Annotated in this window: 14 protein-coding genes; 5 read left to right on the top strand and 9 right to left on the bottom strand. The window is 73.8% G+C overall.

Annotated features, from left to right (window positions below; translation table 11 throughout):
* Nucleotides 1-159: 159 nt before the first annotated feature.
* From ACZ5WK_RS23120 to ACZ5WK_RS23130, 3 genes are all read right to left on the bottom strand, one after another.
* Nucleotides 160-465, bottom strand: coding sequence for a hypothetical protein (locus ACZ5WK_RS23120; RefSeq protein ID WP_465549576.1), 306 nt, complete (start codon nt 463-465; stop codon nt 160-162).
* A 182-nt stretch (nt 466-647) separates the two neighbouring features.
* Complete coding sequence (locus ACZ5WK_RS23125) at nt 648-3,065, bottom strand: protein kinase domain-containing protein (protein WP_465549578.1); 2,418 nt, start codon at nt 3,063-3,065, stop codon at nt 648-650.
* Between the two features lie 2 nt (nt 3,066-3,067).
* The gene (locus ACZ5WK_RS23130) at nt 3,068-5,368 is read right to left on the bottom strand and encodes a protein kinase domain-containing protein (RefSeq protein ID WP_465549580.1); all 2,301 of its coding nucleotides are present in this window, start codon (nt 5,366-5,368) and stop codon (nt 3,068-3,070) included.
* 333 nt (nt 5,369-5,701) lie between these two features.
* Between ACZ5WK_RS23130 and ACZ5WK_RS23135 the strand changes: the two genes are divergently transcribed.
* Nucleotides 5,702-6,427 carry a DUF4232 domain-containing protein gene (locus tag ACZ5WK_RS23135; protein ID WP_465549582.1) on the top strand — a complete coding sequence of 242 codons (726 nt, stop codon included), beginning with the start codon at nt 5,702-5,704 and terminating at the stop codon, nt 6,425-6,427.
* Between the two features lie 35 nt (nt 6,428-6,462).
* Here ACZ5WK_RS23135 and ACZ5WK_RS23140 read toward each other — a convergent pair whose 3' ends face one another.
* On the bottom strand, nt 6,463-7,029 hold the full coding sequence (locus tag ACZ5WK_RS23140) for a Uma2 family endonuclease (RefSeq protein ID WP_465549584.1): 567 nt from the start codon (nt 7,027-7,029) through the stop codon (nt 6,463-6,465).
* 265 nt (nt 7,030-7,294) lie between these two features.
* Between ACZ5WK_RS23140 and ACZ5WK_RS23145 the strand changes: the two genes are divergently transcribed.
* Together ACZ5WK_RS23145 and ACZ5WK_RS23150 are read left to right on the top strand one after the other, a co-directional pair.
* Complete coding sequence (locus ACZ5WK_RS23145) at nt 7,295-9,628, top strand: Orn/Lys/Arg family decarboxylase (RefSeq protein WP_465549586.1); 2,334 nt, start codon at nt 7,295-7,297, stop codon at nt 9,626-9,628.
* A 155-nt stretch (nt 9,629-9,783) separates the two neighbouring features.
* Nucleotides 9,784-10,338 carry a GNAT family N-acetyltransferase gene (locus ACZ5WK_RS23150; RefSeq protein ID WP_465549588.1) on the top strand — a complete coding sequence of 185 codons (555 nt, stop codon included), beginning with the start codon at nt 9,784-9,786 and terminating at the stop codon, nt 10,336-10,338.
* A 222-nt stretch (nt 10,339-10,560) separates the two neighbouring features.
* Here the strand turns inward: ACZ5WK_RS23150 and ACZ5WK_RS23155 are convergent, their stop codons facing one another.
* The gene (locus ACZ5WK_RS23155; protein ID WP_465549590.1) at nt 10,561-11,001 is read right to left on the bottom strand and encodes a nuclear transport factor 2 family protein; all 441 of its coding nucleotides are present in this window, start codon (nt 10,999-11,001) and stop codon (nt 10,561-10,563) included.
* Nucleotides 11,002-11,121: 120 nt separating this feature from the next.
* On the opposite strand from ACZ5WK_RS23155, the gene ACZ5WK_RS23160 reads away from it, so the two are divergent.
* On the top strand, nt 11,122-11,694 hold the full coding sequence (locus ACZ5WK_RS23160; protein WP_465549592.1) for a TetR/AcrR family transcriptional regulator: 573 nt from the start codon (nt 11,122-11,124) through the stop codon (nt 11,692-11,694).
* 105 nt (nt 11,695-11,799) lie between these two features.
* Here ACZ5WK_RS23160 and ACZ5WK_RS23165 read toward each other — a convergent pair whose 3' ends face one another.
* The 4 genes from ACZ5WK_RS23165 to ACZ5WK_RS23180 form a co-directional block, all read right to left on the bottom strand.
* On the bottom strand, nt 11,800-12,555 hold the full coding sequence (locus tag ACZ5WK_RS23165; RefSeq protein WP_465549594.1) for an anti-sigma factor family protein: 756 nt from the start codon (nt 12,553-12,555) through the stop codon (nt 11,800-11,802).
* Nucleotides 12,552-13,133, bottom strand: coding sequence for a sigma-70 family RNA polymerase sigma factor (locus ACZ5WK_RS23170; RefSeq protein WP_465549596.1), 582 nt, complete (start codon nt 13,131-13,133; stop codon nt 12,552-12,554). The genes ACZ5WK_RS23165 and ACZ5WK_RS23170 overlap by 4 nt, the downstream gene beginning before the upstream one ends.
* Before the next feature lie 99 nt (nt 13,134-13,232).
* The gene (locus ACZ5WK_RS23175) at nt 13,233-13,817 is read right to left on the bottom strand and encodes a hypothetical protein (RefSeq protein ID WP_465549598.1); all 585 of its coding nucleotides are present in this window, start codon (nt 13,815-13,817) and stop codon (nt 13,233-13,235) included.
* Between the two features lie 294 nt (nt 13,818-14,111).
* Nucleotides 14,112-14,411 (bottom strand): hypothetical protein, encoded by a 300-nt coding sequence (locus ACZ5WK_RS23180; RefSeq protein ID WP_465549600.1) that lies wholly within the window; start codon nt 14,409-14,411, stop codon nt 14,112-14,114.
* A 209-nt stretch (nt 14,412-14,620) separates the two neighbouring features.
* Between ACZ5WK_RS23180 and ACZ5WK_RS23185 the strand changes: the two genes are divergently transcribed.
* A complete protein-coding gene (locus tag ACZ5WK_RS23185) occupies nt 14,621-15,379 on the top strand; it encodes a DeoR/GlpR family DNA-binding transcription regulator (RefSeq protein ID WP_465549602.1) in 759 nt (252 codons plus the stop codon).
* Nucleotides 15,380-15,425: the final 46 nt, after the last annotated feature.

Consider the following 15,425-nt stretch of genomic DNA (forward strand, 5'->3'; position numbering starts at 1 on the left):
TTTTTGCCCGGGAGGGGGTCCCCCCCCCCAAAACCAACCTCTACCCCGGGGCGTTAGGCACCAGATTCCTCCCCCTCCCCCCCCTCCCGGCCCCCCTCCCCCCCCCCCCCCCCCCTCCCCCCCCCCCCACGCACGGCATCCGGACAAAGGGGGCGCGGCTCACGTCTCCCGGCCGCGGGCCACCTCGGCCGCCCAGCCGATCCCGATCACCAGCGCGAGCACCACGAGCACCGCACCGAGCGCGATCGACGTCCAGCCCCCGCTGGTCAGGCTGTCCAACTGCTCCTGGTAGGTGGTGTCGTGCGGCTCGGGCATCCCCTCGGAGAACGATCCGGTGACCTTGGGGTGGCAGATGTCGCCCGGCTCCATCGGCCGGCCGTAGCAGGTGGGCACCACCGTGTGCAGTTTGCTGACGCCGGACAGGACCAGGCCGGCCCCGCCACCGAGCACAACGAGCAGGATCACGATTCCCATGACCGTCGCGGCCCCCGTCCCTCGTACGGCCGCCGGCCGGCGCGCCCTCGAACGCTTCGACGCGGCACCTACCCCGGCCGGTTCCGCCGAACCGGGCTCCCGCCGTGTCCTCGGGCACACGGCCGCCCGGCGGCGTCACGGCCTCCGAGGATGCGGCCGCCGGGCGGTGCGCCTCAGCCGTGGGCCGCCTTGCCGTCGGCGGCGATCGCCACCAGGCCCTTCTCGGTCGGGCCGTAGAGCCGGCCGCCGCCGGCCCAGTACGGCACAGGGGTCGCACTGCCGCCGCTGGGGTGGAAGTCGAAGGTCCAGCGGGGGGAGCCGGTGGCCGGATCCAGCGCCCGGACCTTGCCGTGGACCCAGATGTAGAGGGTCTCGTCCGCGTAGTGCGCGGCCATGTCGTGGAGCAGCCCGCTGGGCAGGGAGCCCGACCAGCGGACGGCACCGGTCTTGGCATCGAACGCCTGGACGACCGTACAGGCCTTCGCGTAGTGCGCTCCCAGGGCGTAGACGGTGGTGCCGTCGGGGCTCGCCACCGCCCCCTTGAAGGCCCACTCCCCGGCGGACTGCCAGGCCACCTTCCCGTCCGCCGGGTCGACCGCGTAGAGCCGGTCGCCCAGGTAGAGGAAGTAGCCTCCGGCCGAACTGTGCTGGCCGTCGCCGAAGAAGGGCAACATGTTGACCGTGGCGCCGCTGCCCGGAGCCAGCTGCTGCCAGAGGCTCTTGCCGCCGTCGTTGACGTCGAGGGCCTCCAGCTTCCCCGTCTTCTTGTAGGTGTTGAGGTCCAGGTCGTAGGTCTCCCACAGCAGGCGGGTCCCGGTGGAGGGGATCGAGAGCCTGGTGGTCTCCGTCACGCCTCGCGCTCGGACGAGCTGCCACCGGAGCTGACGCGTCGCCGGATCCACCGCCCACACGAAGCCCCCCGTGTAGGCGACCGGGGCCTTCGGGTCGGGGAGACGGAAGGTGCCGATCGCCTCCCCGTGGACGTAGACGAGGTTGTCGAGGAGTCCCACCACCGAGGCGGAGCGGGCGATCCGCAGGTCCGGCCGGTTCAAGGTCCAGGCGACGGTTCCGGTCGCGAGGTCGACGGCTTTGAAGACGTACGTCAGGTCGGTCTCGCCGCCGTACCCCATCACGTAGGCCATGCCCCCGCCGACCGCCACCGGGCAGTCGCCGCTGCCGACCCCGGCCGGCGCGGAGTAGTTGGTCAGCGGTCCCCAGCGGGGCTTCCCCGCCCGGTCGAACGCCGAGACGCCCTTCATTCCCGCGACGACGACGGTGTCACCCTCGCCCGTCACCGCGATCAGCGGCTCGTCCACCGGCGCCGTCCACAGCGGGGTCGCCAGGACGTCCGTGTCCAGCGAGCGCGAGTAGTCGGTCGGGTTCGCGGCCGGGGTCGGCGGCGGGCTGCCGGAGCCCGTCCCGGGCCCGGCAGCGGACTGCGGCTTGTCGCGGTCGCCCGTCCGGGTGAGGAACAGCGCGGTGCCACCGCCGGCCGCGGCCACCGCCCCGCCGGCCAGACCGAGCAGCAGCTTGCGGCGGCCGGGCCGGGCCGGGGGTGCGGGCGTGACCCGGCCGAGCAGCAGCGTCGGCTGCCCCGTCGGCACCTCGGCCGCAGGCCCCACCGGCGGCGGCCCGGCGGGTCCGCCCGGCCCGGGAGGCAGCGGCGGCTGGACCGGCGGGAGCGACGGGGGTGGCGGGGGCGCGGCGGCCGCCAGCGGGGCCATCACCGCTGCCGCCTCCTCGATCGCCGCGACCAGCACCGGGTGCAGCCACGTCCCCGGTGTCAGCGGTCCCACCCCCTGGGAGGCGGCGAGCTGCTGCGGCGTCGGCCGGTCCCCCGGGGCCTTGGCCAGGCAGGCCGCGACCAGCAGCCGCACCCCGCCGGGCACCGCCGCGAGGTCCGGCTCCTCGCTCACCACCTTGCGCAGCATCTCCAGCGGATGCCCGCCGTCGAACGGCCCGGTCCCGCCGGTGGCGGCGAACGCCAGGGTCGAGCCGAGCGAGAACACGTCGCTCGCCGCGCTCGCCCGCTCCCCCATGGCCTGCTCCGGCGACATGAAGGCGGGCGTGCCGAAGATCGCGCCCTCGGCGGTCAACGCGGTGCCGTCGGCCGCCCGCGCGATGCCGAAGTCGATGACGTGCGGCCCGTCCAGCGCCAGCAGCACATTGCTCGGCTTGAGGTCCCGGTGGGTCAGCCCGACGGCGTGGATGTTCCTCAGCTCCTCGGCGATCCCGGCCGCCAGGATGCGCAGCACGTGCTCGGGGAACGCGCCGACCAGCCGGACCGCCTCGTCCAGCGCGACCCCCGGCACGAAGGCGGTCGCCATCCAGGGCACCGGCGCGTCGGTGTCGGCGTCCACGACCGGAGCGGTGAACGCCGAGGAGGCAGCCCTGGCCGCCGAGACCTCGGCCCGGAACCGCGCGCGGAACTTCGCGTCACCGGCCAGCTCGGGCCGGACCAGTTTGACCGCGACGGTCCGTCCGCCGGCCGACCGGCCGAGGTAGACCACCCCCATGCCGCCGGCCCCCAGCCGGCCGAGCAGGGCGTACGGGCCGATCCTGGACGGGTCGTCGGATTCCAGCTGGCGCATGTTCAGGACCCCTTCGCGGGCAGGGAGGTGATCGTGCGGGTGGCCGTGTCGGAGACGCAGAGCCGCCCGGCACCGGCGGTCCAGGCCAGACTCAAGGTGTCCTTCCCCTTCAGCCCGGAGTACTTCCAGCGGGCCTTCCCGTTCGCCGGGTCGAGGGCCCAGATCACGGCGTCGGGCCCCATCCGGTAGAGGTTGCCGTCGGCGCAGAGCAGGCGGGCCCCGAGGAGGGCGGCCTCCGGAGAGTCGAGCGGCAGCGGCGTACTCCAGCCGGTGCGACCGTTCGCCGGGTCCAGCGTGCCCACCGAGTACCCGGCGTCCGCGTCCCTCCGGAGGAAGTACAGGACGCTGCCGTCCTCGCTGCCGGGGAAGCCGTCGCCGCGCGGGGTGGCGCCGACGACGCCGCTCACCGTCCACGCCGGGCTGCCCTTGTCGTCCGGGTCCAGGGCTGTCAGCGTGCTGTCCTTGTCGAGGGCGAGGACGTACTTCCCGGCGGCGCCGAGGCCGAGCGCCGGGAGCCTGCGCTCCCAGGCGACCCCGCCCTTCGCGTCCAGGGCCTTCAGCTGGTCGAAGTTGGAGACCACGATCCGGTCGCCCTGCGGCATCGCCGTCTGGACCAGCATCGTGTCCTCGCCGTACACCCAGAGGCTCCGGCGGGCGGCGAGGTCCACCGCCCAGACGTGGGTGCCACTCGGGGCGGCTCCACGGTCCTTGCCGTCGCCCGTGCCGAGCAGGTAGGCCTTGCCGGCGCGGATCCCGGCGAAGGCGACGACGCCCGTCAGGTTCTTCTGGTCCTGCGCCAGCCTCCAGTCGAGCTTCCCGTCGGCCAGGGTGAAGCTCAGGAGTTCGGGCGCCAGTGCCCCCTGGCCGGGGACGTAGAGCCGGCCGCCGTCCAGCGCGGCGACGGGCCGCGGGGTGGTCGGGTCGATCGCGAAGACGCCGCCAGTGGTGGTGCCGTCCACCGTCCACTTGGTCTTCCCGGCATCGTCCACGCCCCAGATCTTCAGGATGGAGACGCAGACCACCACGCCTTCGGCGGAGAGCACCTGGGGGCAGGGATTCGGCTGCGTCACCTGCCAGCTCGGTCTGGCCTCGGGAACGTCGAGGCCGGACGGCCGCACGAGGGCGGTCGGCGTACCGCTCGAACCGCCTGCCGTGGCCGTGCCGCCGGCACCGGTGCTGCCTCCGCGGTCGTCCAGCAGGGCGATCGTGGTGGCGGTCCCGGCCGCCGCGAGCACGCCGCCGCCGATGCCCAACAGCACGGCCCGGCGGCTCGGGCGGCGGCCGGGTAACGCCTCCGGGGGCACCGCGTCCGGGGGCACCAGGTCCGCAGGGAACGGCCGCATGGCCCCGGGCGGGCCCTGCGGCGTGGCGTGTGGCGGGCCGTCCGGTGGAGCGGCGGGAGGGGCCGGCATCGGCCCGGGCAGCGCCGTCAGGACACCCCGGACGCCGAGGACGTCCGCCGCGACGGCCTGCGGGAGCCAGCCGCCCGCCGGATCCGGGCGGCCGATCCGCTCCACCAGCTCGACGAGCTGGCCCGGCGCCGGGCGGTGGTTCGGATTCTTGGCCAGACACGCGGCGACCAGGTGCCGGATCCCGTCCGGCAGCCCGCCCAGGTCCGGTTCGGTGTTCACCACGCGGAAGAGCACCGCCGCCCCGACGCCGTCGCCGAACAGCCGGGTGCCGAGCGCCGCGTAGGCGACCGTCGAGCCGAGCGCGAACACGTCGCTCGCCGGGGTGAGCGGCTCCCCCAGCGCCTGCTCCGGCGACATGTACGGCGCGGAGCCGATGACCGCGCCGGTCGTGGTCAGCCCGGTGCCGTCGGCCGCCCGGGAGATGCCGAAGTCGATGACGTGCGGCCCGTCCAGCGCCAGCAGCACGTTGCCGGGCTTCAGGTCACGGTGGATCAGCCCGGCGCGGTGCACCTCGGCCAGCGCCTCCGCCAGCCCGGCGGCCAGCGTCCGCACGGTCTCCTCGGGCAGCGGGCCGTGCCGGGCCACCGCCTGCTGGAGCGAGACGCCGACCACGAACGCGGTCGCCATCCAGGGCGTCGCGGCCTCGGTGTCGGCGTCCACCACCGGCGCGGTGAACGCTCCGGCGACCCGGCGGGCCGCCGCGACCTCCTGCCGGAAGCGCGCTCGGAAGGACCCGTCCTCGGCCAGCTCCGGCCGCACCACCTTGACCGCGACGGTCCGCCCGCCGGCCGACCGCCCCAGATACACCGCGCCCATGCCACCGGCCCCGAGCCGCCCCACGAGCGTGTACGGCCCGACCTGTTGCGGGTCCGCGGCGCCGAGTTGCTCCAACGTCTCCCCCTCCCGTGAGCCCTCACAGGCTAGGGGGAACGCGGCGGGCATGACAGGCGATCAACCGCTTTCCCACAAGATGCCCTCGGGGGAGACGGCGGGAGCGGTCACCGGCGGCCGGTGCGGACAGCCGTCGCCGGGGCGGCAAAACGGTGGCACCGTCCCGTACCGGCGTTCCAGGCTCGCGCGTTTCCGCAGGTCGGCAGGTATGGAACGTCCCGGCGTCCCGGATCGGCGGCCGGGCCTGGCGAGTGGAACGGCCTCCGGGCCAGGGTGGTGCCCCGACGCACCGGACGCTGCGTCACACCGTACGAATGACAACGGGGAGTTCCGATGACCACCTTCCGCAGCCGCACCACCGCCCTGGCCACCGTGAGCACCGCCGCACTCGTGCTGACCCTCAGCGCCTGCAACGGCGACGGCGGCGCTGCCGGAGGCGGAGGCGGTGCTGCGGCCAAGGCCGCCGCACCGGCCGCACCGGCCGCCTCGCAGACGCAGCCTGCCCAGGGTGCCGGGGCCTCTCAGGGCTCCGGGGCTTCACAGGGCGCAGGGAGCGGGAGCGGCGCCGGGACCGGGAGCAGCGCCGGGGCCGCGCAGCCCGCCGCCACCAAGGCCCCCGCCCCGACGGCCGCCGGCTCCATACCCCTGTGCGCCGTCAAGGACGTGGCCATCAGCGCCGCCCACCAGGACGGCCCGCCGTACACCCACATCGTCCTGACCGCCAAGAACACCAGCGGCCACAGCTGCAGGCTCAATGACTACCCGCAGATCCAGTTCCTCGAAAGCCACCGCGAGAACGTCCCCGCCGTCGCCAAGAGCAAGCCCGCCGCCCCCGTCGTCCTCACCGCCGGCGCCCCCGCCTACGCCCTCGTGAAGCTCTCCAACGGCGGCGTCCACGAGAACAACGAGCCCGTGATCGCGTTCTCCGTCACCCTGAGCGGCAGCAACGGCCAGACCACCGTCAAGGCACCCGGCGCCGGAGGCATCGCCGTCGACCCGGCCGCCTGGGCCACCGGCTACTGGACGCCCGAGCTGCGCAACGGAGCCGACGAGTTCTGACCCGCGCGGGCCGGGGCTGCACTGCGGGGCCGCGGTCAGAACCCCGTGGTGTCGAGTTCGAACGCCAGCGGGGCCGGCAGTTGCAGCGGGGTGCCGAACGGATGCGGACCTTCCACGCGGGTGTAGCCGAGCTGTCCCGGCTGCGAGAACAGTGTGCACGTGCGTTCCTGGCGGTCCACCAGCAGGTAGACCGGAGCGCCGAACTGCGAGTAGCGGCGTCGCTTGGCCGTCCGGTCGGTGTCGCCGTTCGACGGGGACGTCACCTCGACGACCAGCACGGTCTGATCCGGCAGCAGCGCGCCTTCGGTCCTGGCCAGTGCGGCGGGTACCACCGCCAGATCCGGTACATAGAAGTTCTCCGTGCCGGGCAGGTCGAGGTTCCCGGACCCGGCGCGGAGATCGAGTTCGCGCATGCGGGGCCCGATCTGTTCGCGGATCAGGTCGACGGCGGTCTCATGGGCCCAGGACGGCGACACGAGGGTGATGACTCCCTCGACGATCTCGACGCGGTCACCCGCGATGTGCTGGATCGCGTATTTCAGGGCCTGCTCCGGGTTCGGCACCCGGCTGTAGTCCCCCGGGCCGGCCTGCGCTGTACTCACGTGCTGCTCTCCTGATCCGGACTTCAGCCCTCGGACCGGACCGGTGACAGTCGGGCGTGCCTGCCGCACCCCAACCGCTACCAACCGCACGGCCGGGGGCACCTCGTAACGTTACGCGCGTACGGGCCCGCCGGCGTCACGCACGGTACGCCGGCTGCCACTCGATCGGGCGAACGGGGTGGCAAAAGTCTCTGGCACGTGCCCTCCGACGCTGACACTGAGGCGATATCAACGCCTCCTGATCAGGGAAAGAGTGTGGTGGCCGATGGGGAAGAGCGCGGTCCTGCTGGCATTGCACGAGGGTCCGGTGCGGACGGGCGCCGCCGGTGAGCAGCTCCGGCGGGTCGGCAAGGAGTTGGAGAACCGGGGCTTCGAACTCCGGTGGGCCGCCACCGCCCGGGACGCGCAGGCCGTACTGCAGACGGAGGCGGGGCTCGCCGCGGCCGTCGTCGCCTGGGATCTCGCGCCCGGTGGCGGGCCCGGTGCCGGGCCGGACGGCGCGGAGGGCGGCGGTGCCGCCGTGCTGCGGACGATCGGGCGGCGTTTCAAGGGCCTCCCGTCGTTCCTCGTCCTGTCCGACGCGGAGCGGGAGTTCGAGGCGCTGCCGCTCTGGGTCTCGGAGGTGGTGACCGGCTACATCTGGCCCCTGGAGGACACTCCGGCCTTCGTCGCCGGCCGGGTCGCGGCCGCCGCGCGGACGTACCAGAGCGACATCCTGCCGCCGTTCTTCAAGGCGCTGTGCCGGTTCGACGACGCGCACGAGTACTCGTGGCACACCCCGGCCCACTCGGGCGGCGTCGCCTTCCTCAAGTCCCCGGCCGGGCGGGCGTTCTTCGACTACTACGGCGAGCGCCTGTTCCGCACGGACCTGTCGATCTCGGTCGGCGAGCTCGGCTCCCTCTTCGAACACAGCGGCCCGATCGGCGAGGCAGAGCGCAACGCCGCCAGGGTCTTCGGAGCCGACCGCACGTACTTCGTCCTGCACGGTGACTCCACGGCCGACCGTATGGTGGGCCACTACAGCGTCACTCGCGACGAGATCGCCCTGGTGGACCGCAACTGCCACAAGTCGGTGCTGCACGGGCTGGTGATCTCCGGCGCCCGCCCCGTCTACCTCGTACCGACCCGGAACGGCTACGGGCTCGCCGGGCCGCTGCCGCCGACGCGGACGGATCCCGCGGCGGTGCGCGCCCGGATCGCGGCCAACCCGCTGACGGCCGGGGCGGTCGCTCCGGACGCGCAGTACGCCGTGATCACCAACTCGACCTACGACGGTTTGTGTTACGACACCGTCCGGACCGCCCGCGCGTTCGCGCCCAGCACGCCCCGGCTGCACTTCGACGAGGCCTGGTTCGCCTACGCCCGCTTCCACCCGCTGTACGCGGGCCGCTACGGTATGGCGGTCGGCCCGGAGACCTTCGACGACCCGCTGCGGCCCACCGTCTTCTCCACGCAGTCGACGCACAAGCTCCTCGCCGCCATCTCGCAGAGCGCGATGGTCCACGTGCGGTCGGCTCCCCGGGCGCCGGTCGAGCACGAGCGGTTCAACGAGGCCTTCATGATGCACGGCACCACCTCGCCGTTCTACCCCGGGATCGCCTCGCTGGACGTCGCCGCGGCCATGATGGACGGCCCGCAGGGGCAGTGGCTGATCGACGAGGCGGTCACCGAGGCCATCCGGTTCCGCCAGGCCGTGGTGCGGACGGCGCGGCGGATCACCGGCGCCGGCGACCGGCCCTCGTGGTTCTTCGGGGTGTGGCAGCCGCCCACCGTCACCGATCCCGCCACCGGAGAGCGCTTCGACTTCGCCGACGCGCCGTCCGCGCTACTGAGCCGTGAGCCTCGGTGCTGGCATCTGGAGCCGGGGGCCGACTGGCACGGCTTCCCCGATCTCAGCGAGGGGTACTGCCTGCTCGACCCGATCAAGGTGACCATCACCTGTCCGGGCGTCACTGCCACCGGAGAGACGGCCGACTGGGGCGTTCCGGCCAGGATCCTGACCGCTTACCTGGCCGCCCGCGGCATCGTCGTCGAGAAGACCGACAGTTACAGCACCCTCGTCCTCTTCTCCATGGGCATCACCAAGGGGAAGTGGGGCACCCTGATGGACGCCCTGATGGACTTCAAGGCGCTGCACGACGGTGACACCCCGCTCGACCGCGTCCTGCCCGGCCTCGTCGAGCAGTATCCCCTCCGCTACGCCGGCCTCACGCTCAAGCAGCTCTGCCGGCAGATGCACGAGCACCTGACCGGGGCCGAGCTCATCGACGCCCTCGACACTGCGTTCCGCGAGCTGCCCGAACCGGTGGCGCCGCCCCAGCACTGCTACCAGCAGCTGATCCGGGGCGGTACCGAGCGGCTGCCACTGGCCCGGGCCGCCGGCCGGGTGGCCGCCGCGATGGTCACGGTCACGCCGCCGGGGATCCCGGTGCTGATGCCGGGCGAGGCCGTCGGCGAGGTCGGCGGTCCGCTGCTGCGCTACCTGGGAGCGTTGGAGGAGTTCGACCGGCAGTTCCCCGGGTTCCGCAGCGAGACGCACGGCGTCACGATCGACCCGGCGACCGGCGACTACCTGATCGAGTGCGTCCGGCAGTCGTGACCGGCTGCGCGGAACCGGCCCGGGCACCAGCGCCCGGGCCGGCAGGGGATCCGTCGCCGTGACCGCTCCTGTCCGATCCAGGCAGGCCTCGCCATAGCGGCGGGGCCTGCCTAATTCGCTTGCGGCGGCGCCCTCGCGACTGTAAACCATGTGACATGTTACTGAACGCGAAGGTCGCCCTCCGGGCCCGGCACGACAGCGACGTCCCCGTTCTGCAGGCGGAGCTGTACGACGACGTCGCGACCCGCTCCCGCGCCGACTCCCGCCCCTGGCAGCCCATCTCACCGGGCGCCGCCGAGTCCCCGTACGCCGTGGCGGCTCCGTCCGAGGAGGCGGCCTGCTTCTCGGTCGTCGAGCTCGCGTCGGGCGAGCTGGCCGGCGAGGCGCTGCTCTGGGGCATCGACACCCACAACCGCAGCGCCCACCTCGGCATCGCGCTGCGTCCCGCCTTCCGGGGCCGCGGCCTGGCGAACGAGGTGGTCGACGTCCTCTGTCTGTACGGCTTCACCGTGCGCGGGCTGCACCGGCTGCAGGTCGACACCCTCGCGGACAACGCGGCGATGATCGCCGCCGCGACCGGCGCGGGCTTCGTCCTCGAAGGCACCTTCCGGCGCTCCGTCTGGACGTACGGCACCTACAGCGACGAGGTCGTCCTCGGCCTGCTCGCCGAGGAGTGGGCCCGGCCGGCGGGGGCGGCCACCCCGGCCTGATCCACCGGCCCGACGCCGCACCTCGGCGTCGGGCCCGACGTCACGCGCCACCGGCGGGCCCGACCGTGCGGCCGTCGCGGCCGGGGTGTGCACGCCCCGGCTCGACGCGCCCGGGCAGACGACCCGGCCCGGCGGTGACCGGGAGGAGCCCGGGGCGAAGGCCCGGTCAGGCCGCCGACCAGCCCGGCCCGCCGGCCGCGGCGAGCGCGCCTCCCGTACGCGCTACCTGCCCTCCAACGCCTCCACCAGCTGAGGCAGGGCGCCGCCGGCCACGATGAGGGCGAGATGGTCGTGGAAGTCCCGGCTGCCGACGATCAGGCCGTCGCGGACCCGCAGCACCTGGATGTTGGCGCTCCGGAAGGTCCGTCCGGTCACCCGGTGGTGCACCTCGTAGTCGAACTCGGCGACGACCACCTCCGGGTCGTCGGTCTCCCGGACCACCACGTTCACCGGGGTCAGCTCCACCGGCGAACTCGCGGAGACCTCCGCGAACCGCTCCCTGAGCACGGCCCGCCCCTCGAACCGGCGCGGCCCGACCGGCTCGAAAACGGTCTCCACCACCGCATCTTCGGCGTAGAGCTCGGCCAGTTCCGAGAACCGCCCTGCACCGATGCCCTCGATCAGCTTCTGGAAGACCTCACGCGGTGACAGCGCTATGGACATGATCGACCCCCAGCAGTCTCTGCCGCTAGAATCGGACTAGCGACTCCGTTTTCAACGATACGGACTGGCGACTCCGGTTGTCCACAGTGGTACCGCCTTCGGTGCGGGAGGGAGAGTGGGATGAGCGACGCTCAGGATCGCCCGCTGCGGGCCGATGCGGCCCGCAACCGGGCCAGGCTGCTCGATGCGGCCACCGAGATCTTCACCACCCGCGGTGTCGGCGTGCCCACCGAGGAGGTCGCCCGGGCCGCCGGGGTCGGGGTCGGCACGCTCTTCCGCCACTTCCCCACCAAGGAGGCGCTGCTGGAGGCGGTGATGGTGCGCAGACTGGAGGAGCTGGCGGCCCTGACCGCGCGGCTGGCGGCCGAGGCCGATCCGGCCGAGGCCTTCTTCGGCTGCTTCCGCCTGGTGATCGAACAGTCCGCGGGCAAGAACGAGTTCACCCAGGCGCTCGCCGCGGCCGGGGTGGACGTGCACGCGTCCCTACGGGAGTCGACCGCGCAGATCCAGGCCCGGCTGGCCGAGCTGCTGTCCGGGGCTCAGCGGGCCGGGGTGGTCCGCGCGCAGCTGGGCCTGCCGGAACTGATGGCCCTCCTGGTCGGCACCGGCGCGTCGATGGAGCAGCTCGGGGCCGACCCGGCCGCCCGGGAGCGGATCTTCGAGGTGGTCTTCGACGGACTCCGGCCACGCTGACGGCCGGTGGGACGGCCGTTCGACCAGGGGCGGGCCCCGGCTACGACCCGTCAGGGAAGCGGCGCCCGGGGCCCACAGGCGGGAGCCACCTCCGCCGGCCGAACGTCAGGACGCCCGGAGCGGGATCGAGACGAGCCGGCGGCCGTCGTCGGTGCGCACCTCGAAGTGGTCGATCTCGGCGGCCGGGAAACCGACCCCGCCGTGGGTGACGAGCGGGTCGGTGGCCCCCGGCACGCCGTAGCCGGCCGGTGGGACGGCCCAGCTGGTGACGGGCTGTTCCCTGCCGGAGCGGGAGACCGCGATCAGGGAGCAGTTCAGCGGGCCCTGGACGTTGCCCAGCTGCAGGGCGACGTGGGTGCCCCACTTCTTGTCCTCCAGCGAGACGGTCGCCGCCGCGCCCGTCCCCGGGTCGGTGGCGCTGTGGAGCTCACCGGTGTCCATCAGCCAGGAGGCCGGGCTGGTCGGGTGGTGGTCTGCCGATGCGACGGTGTCGGCGCCGCGTACGGCCGCGCCGAGCAGGGGGCCGCCGATCAGCAGGGCGACGACGGCGGCCACCAGGAACAGCCGGCGGGTGCGGGCCGTGCGGCGGACGGCGGTGGTCCGGGCGACCAGGCGGTCGAGCAGCTGCGGGCCCGGCTGCGGCAGCGGGTCGAACGCGGCCGCGCCCTGCCCGGCGCCGGCCGGCCGGGTGGCCTCGGCGAACTCGGCCAGCAGCGGCTCCAGGCCGGAGAGCTCGGCCAGCTCGGCGGCGCACCGCGCGCAGCCTTCGAGGTGTTCCGCGAACCGCGCCGTCTCCCCGGGTTCGAGCAGCCCGAGGGCGTAGGCACCCACGTCCAGGTGCATTCCCTCCGGGGTGGTCACGATGTCACTCCTCGTTCCTCGAGTGCGATCTTGAGTGAGCGCAGCGCGTAGACGACCCTGGCCCGGACGGTGTCGGCCGGGAGGTCGAGCACCACGGCGGCTTCGTTCACGGTCCGGCCCTTGAGGCAGGTCTCGGCCAGCACCTCGCGATGGGCGGGGGTCAGCGCGTCCATGGCGTCGGCCATCGCCATCAGCCGCAGCGCCTTGTTGAGTTCCTCCTCGGCGGGCATCGACTCCAGGGCGGTGTCGTCGGCTTCGCGGAGTTTCGGGAGGCCGCTGCGGGGCCCGTGGAGGACGATCCGCCGGGCGACGGCGACCAGCCAGGGGCGCAGCGAGCCCTGGCGGCCGTCGAGCCGGTGGATGTTGCGCCAGGCGCGGAGGAGGGTTTCCTCGACCACGTCGTCGGCCCGCTGCCGGTCCCCGCCGACCAGGTGGAGGACGAAGCGCAGCAGCGGGGCGGCGTGCTCCCGGTGCAGGGCGCGGATCAGCTCCGCTCCCGCGTCGGTGTCGGTGCCGGCACCGGGCGCTTGCCCGGTGGCCGCCGGAGGGTAGTCGCTCACGGCCGTATCGTGCCGCATGGGTCTCTCCTCGTCGAGGCCGGGCGGGGCCGGGCGGGGCCGGGCGGGGCCGGGCGGGGCCGGGGCGGGGCCGGCCGCCGCCCGCGGTCCGAGGGTGCGTCAGTAGGAGGAGCCGCCGGTGGGCTGGGCCGCCTGGGCCTTCTTGCCGTCCGGGGTGCTGATGAACCAGGTGCCGCCGACGCCCTGGCCCTTGGTCTCGCCGGGCGCCTTGTCTTCGGCGAAGCGGTACAGGGGCCAGCCGTTCAGGGTGAGCTGCTTGGTGCCGTCGGCGCGGGTCACCGAGCCGACCAGCTTGGCGTCCACGCCCTTGACCGAGGCCTGCTCGCTCACCGGCACCGGCGGCCACTTCGCGGCGCAGGCGTCGTTGCAGTTGGAGGCGGAGGGCTTGGCGGTGTCCTTGTCGAAGCGGTACAGCGTGTAGTTGAGGCCGTCGACGACGATCGGCCCGAACTGCGGCGAGGTGACGGTGGCCAGCGAGCCCTTCGACGCCGCGTTGCCCGGGTCGGACGTGCCCGGCGCGGCGGGCGCGGCCCCGGTGGGTGCGGCCGACGTGGCCGGCGCGCTCGGCGTCGTCGGGGCCTGGGCCGCCGGGGCAGGGTCCCCGTCGGGGCCGCACGCCGTGGCGAGCAGGGCGACGGCCGTGGCGGCTGCGGCGAGGACGGCGGTGCGGCGGAACGCGTACATGGTGTTCTCCCCCGAGGGTATGAGGTCCGGTCGGCTACGGCGTTCGCCCGCCTCGTCGGCTGCGGCCCCGCCCGTTGACCGTCAGTACGGAGGGCGCGGCCGATGTACTCAACGACCCGGCAGATTTTTTCCGGGCCTGTCGGAGGGGAGCCGCCGGGGCCGCCACCGGCCCCCGTCGGAGGGAGCCACCGGTGCCGCCGGCCCCATCCACTTCACCGGCCACCCGGGCCGGCGGACCCTCGGCCCCTGAACGGTGGGCGGTCCACCCGGCCGGACACGGCAGGCGCGTCCGGGTCAGCCCCGTTCCTTCGCGGCGCCGCGTTCGGCGTCGCGGAACTGGCGGACGAGGCCGTCCAGTTCCTTGGTGGCCCGGTCGAAGGCGGTGCGGGAGCCGGGGGTGGTCATGCGGGTGGGGTAGGTGGCGGTGAAGTCCCTCACGGCTTCCAGGAGAAGGGCGGCCGCGGCCAGGAGGGGTGGTTCATCGGCCAGGACGACGCGGTCCCGGCCGCGCCGGCCCGGCGCGACGACGGTTTCGCGCAGCGCCTCCTCGACCTCGCGCACCGCATTGGTGATCGCCTTCAGCCCGTCGTCCATACCGGCCCCCGATCGTGGATAGATCTCTCGTCTCCCGCGAGTGTTCCCAGCGGCCCGCCGGGTTCATGCGCGCGGAAACGGTTCCGAGCGGAGTTGCGCCGTACGGCCGCTTCCTGAGCCGTGAGCGGAACTGATTGCTCGGCGCCTGTCATGGTCATCTTCGTTCATCCGCCGGCTCGGCGCACGTCCGACCGGGCTAGACTCGGGGCATGCTCAAAGCTGATCGCGCCGCCCGCATCCTCTCGCACGTCACCGAAGCGGGGAGCGCCGATGTGCACGCCCTCGCGGAGTTGCTGGGCGTCTCGACCGCGACCGTGCGCCGCGATCTCCAGGAGCTCCACGAACAGGGGCTGCTGCACCGCACGCGCGGCGGCGCGGTGACCGGCTCGGTCAACCTCGAACTGCCGCTGCGCCACCGGAGCGAGAAGCAGCGGGAGGAGAAGCGCAGGATCGCCCAGGCGGCGGCCGAACTCGTGCCGGACGGCGCGGTGGTGGGCCTCAGCGGCGGTACGACCACCAGCGAGCTGGCCCGGGTGCTCGCCGAGCGCAGCGGCCTCACCGTCGTGACCAATGCGGTGAACATCGCGGCGGACCTGATCGTCCGCCCCGAGGTGCGGCTGGTGGTGATCGGCGGGATCGCCCGCACGGCCAGCTACGAGCTGGTCGGGCCGGCCGCCGACCGGATGCTGTCGCAGTACCACCTGGACATCGCCTTCATCGGGGTGGACGGCCTGACCGCGGAGGAGGGCTGCACCACGCACGACGAGATGGAGGCCCAGACCGACCGGGCGTTCCTGCGCAGCAGCGCGCGCTCGGTCGTGCTCGCGGACAGCACGAAGGCCGGCAAGGTCACGTTCGCGCGCATCTGCCCGCTCTCCGACGTCCACGACCTGGTGACGGACGACGGCCTCTCGGACGAGCAGCAGACGGCGTTCACCAACTGCGGCGTGCGGGTCCGCCGGGCCTGACCAGGGCCGGCGGCACCCGCCTGCGCACGACCGCGCGCTCCGGCCC

The sequence above is a fragment of the Kitasatospora sp. NPDC032757 genome (assembly GCF_055579305.1).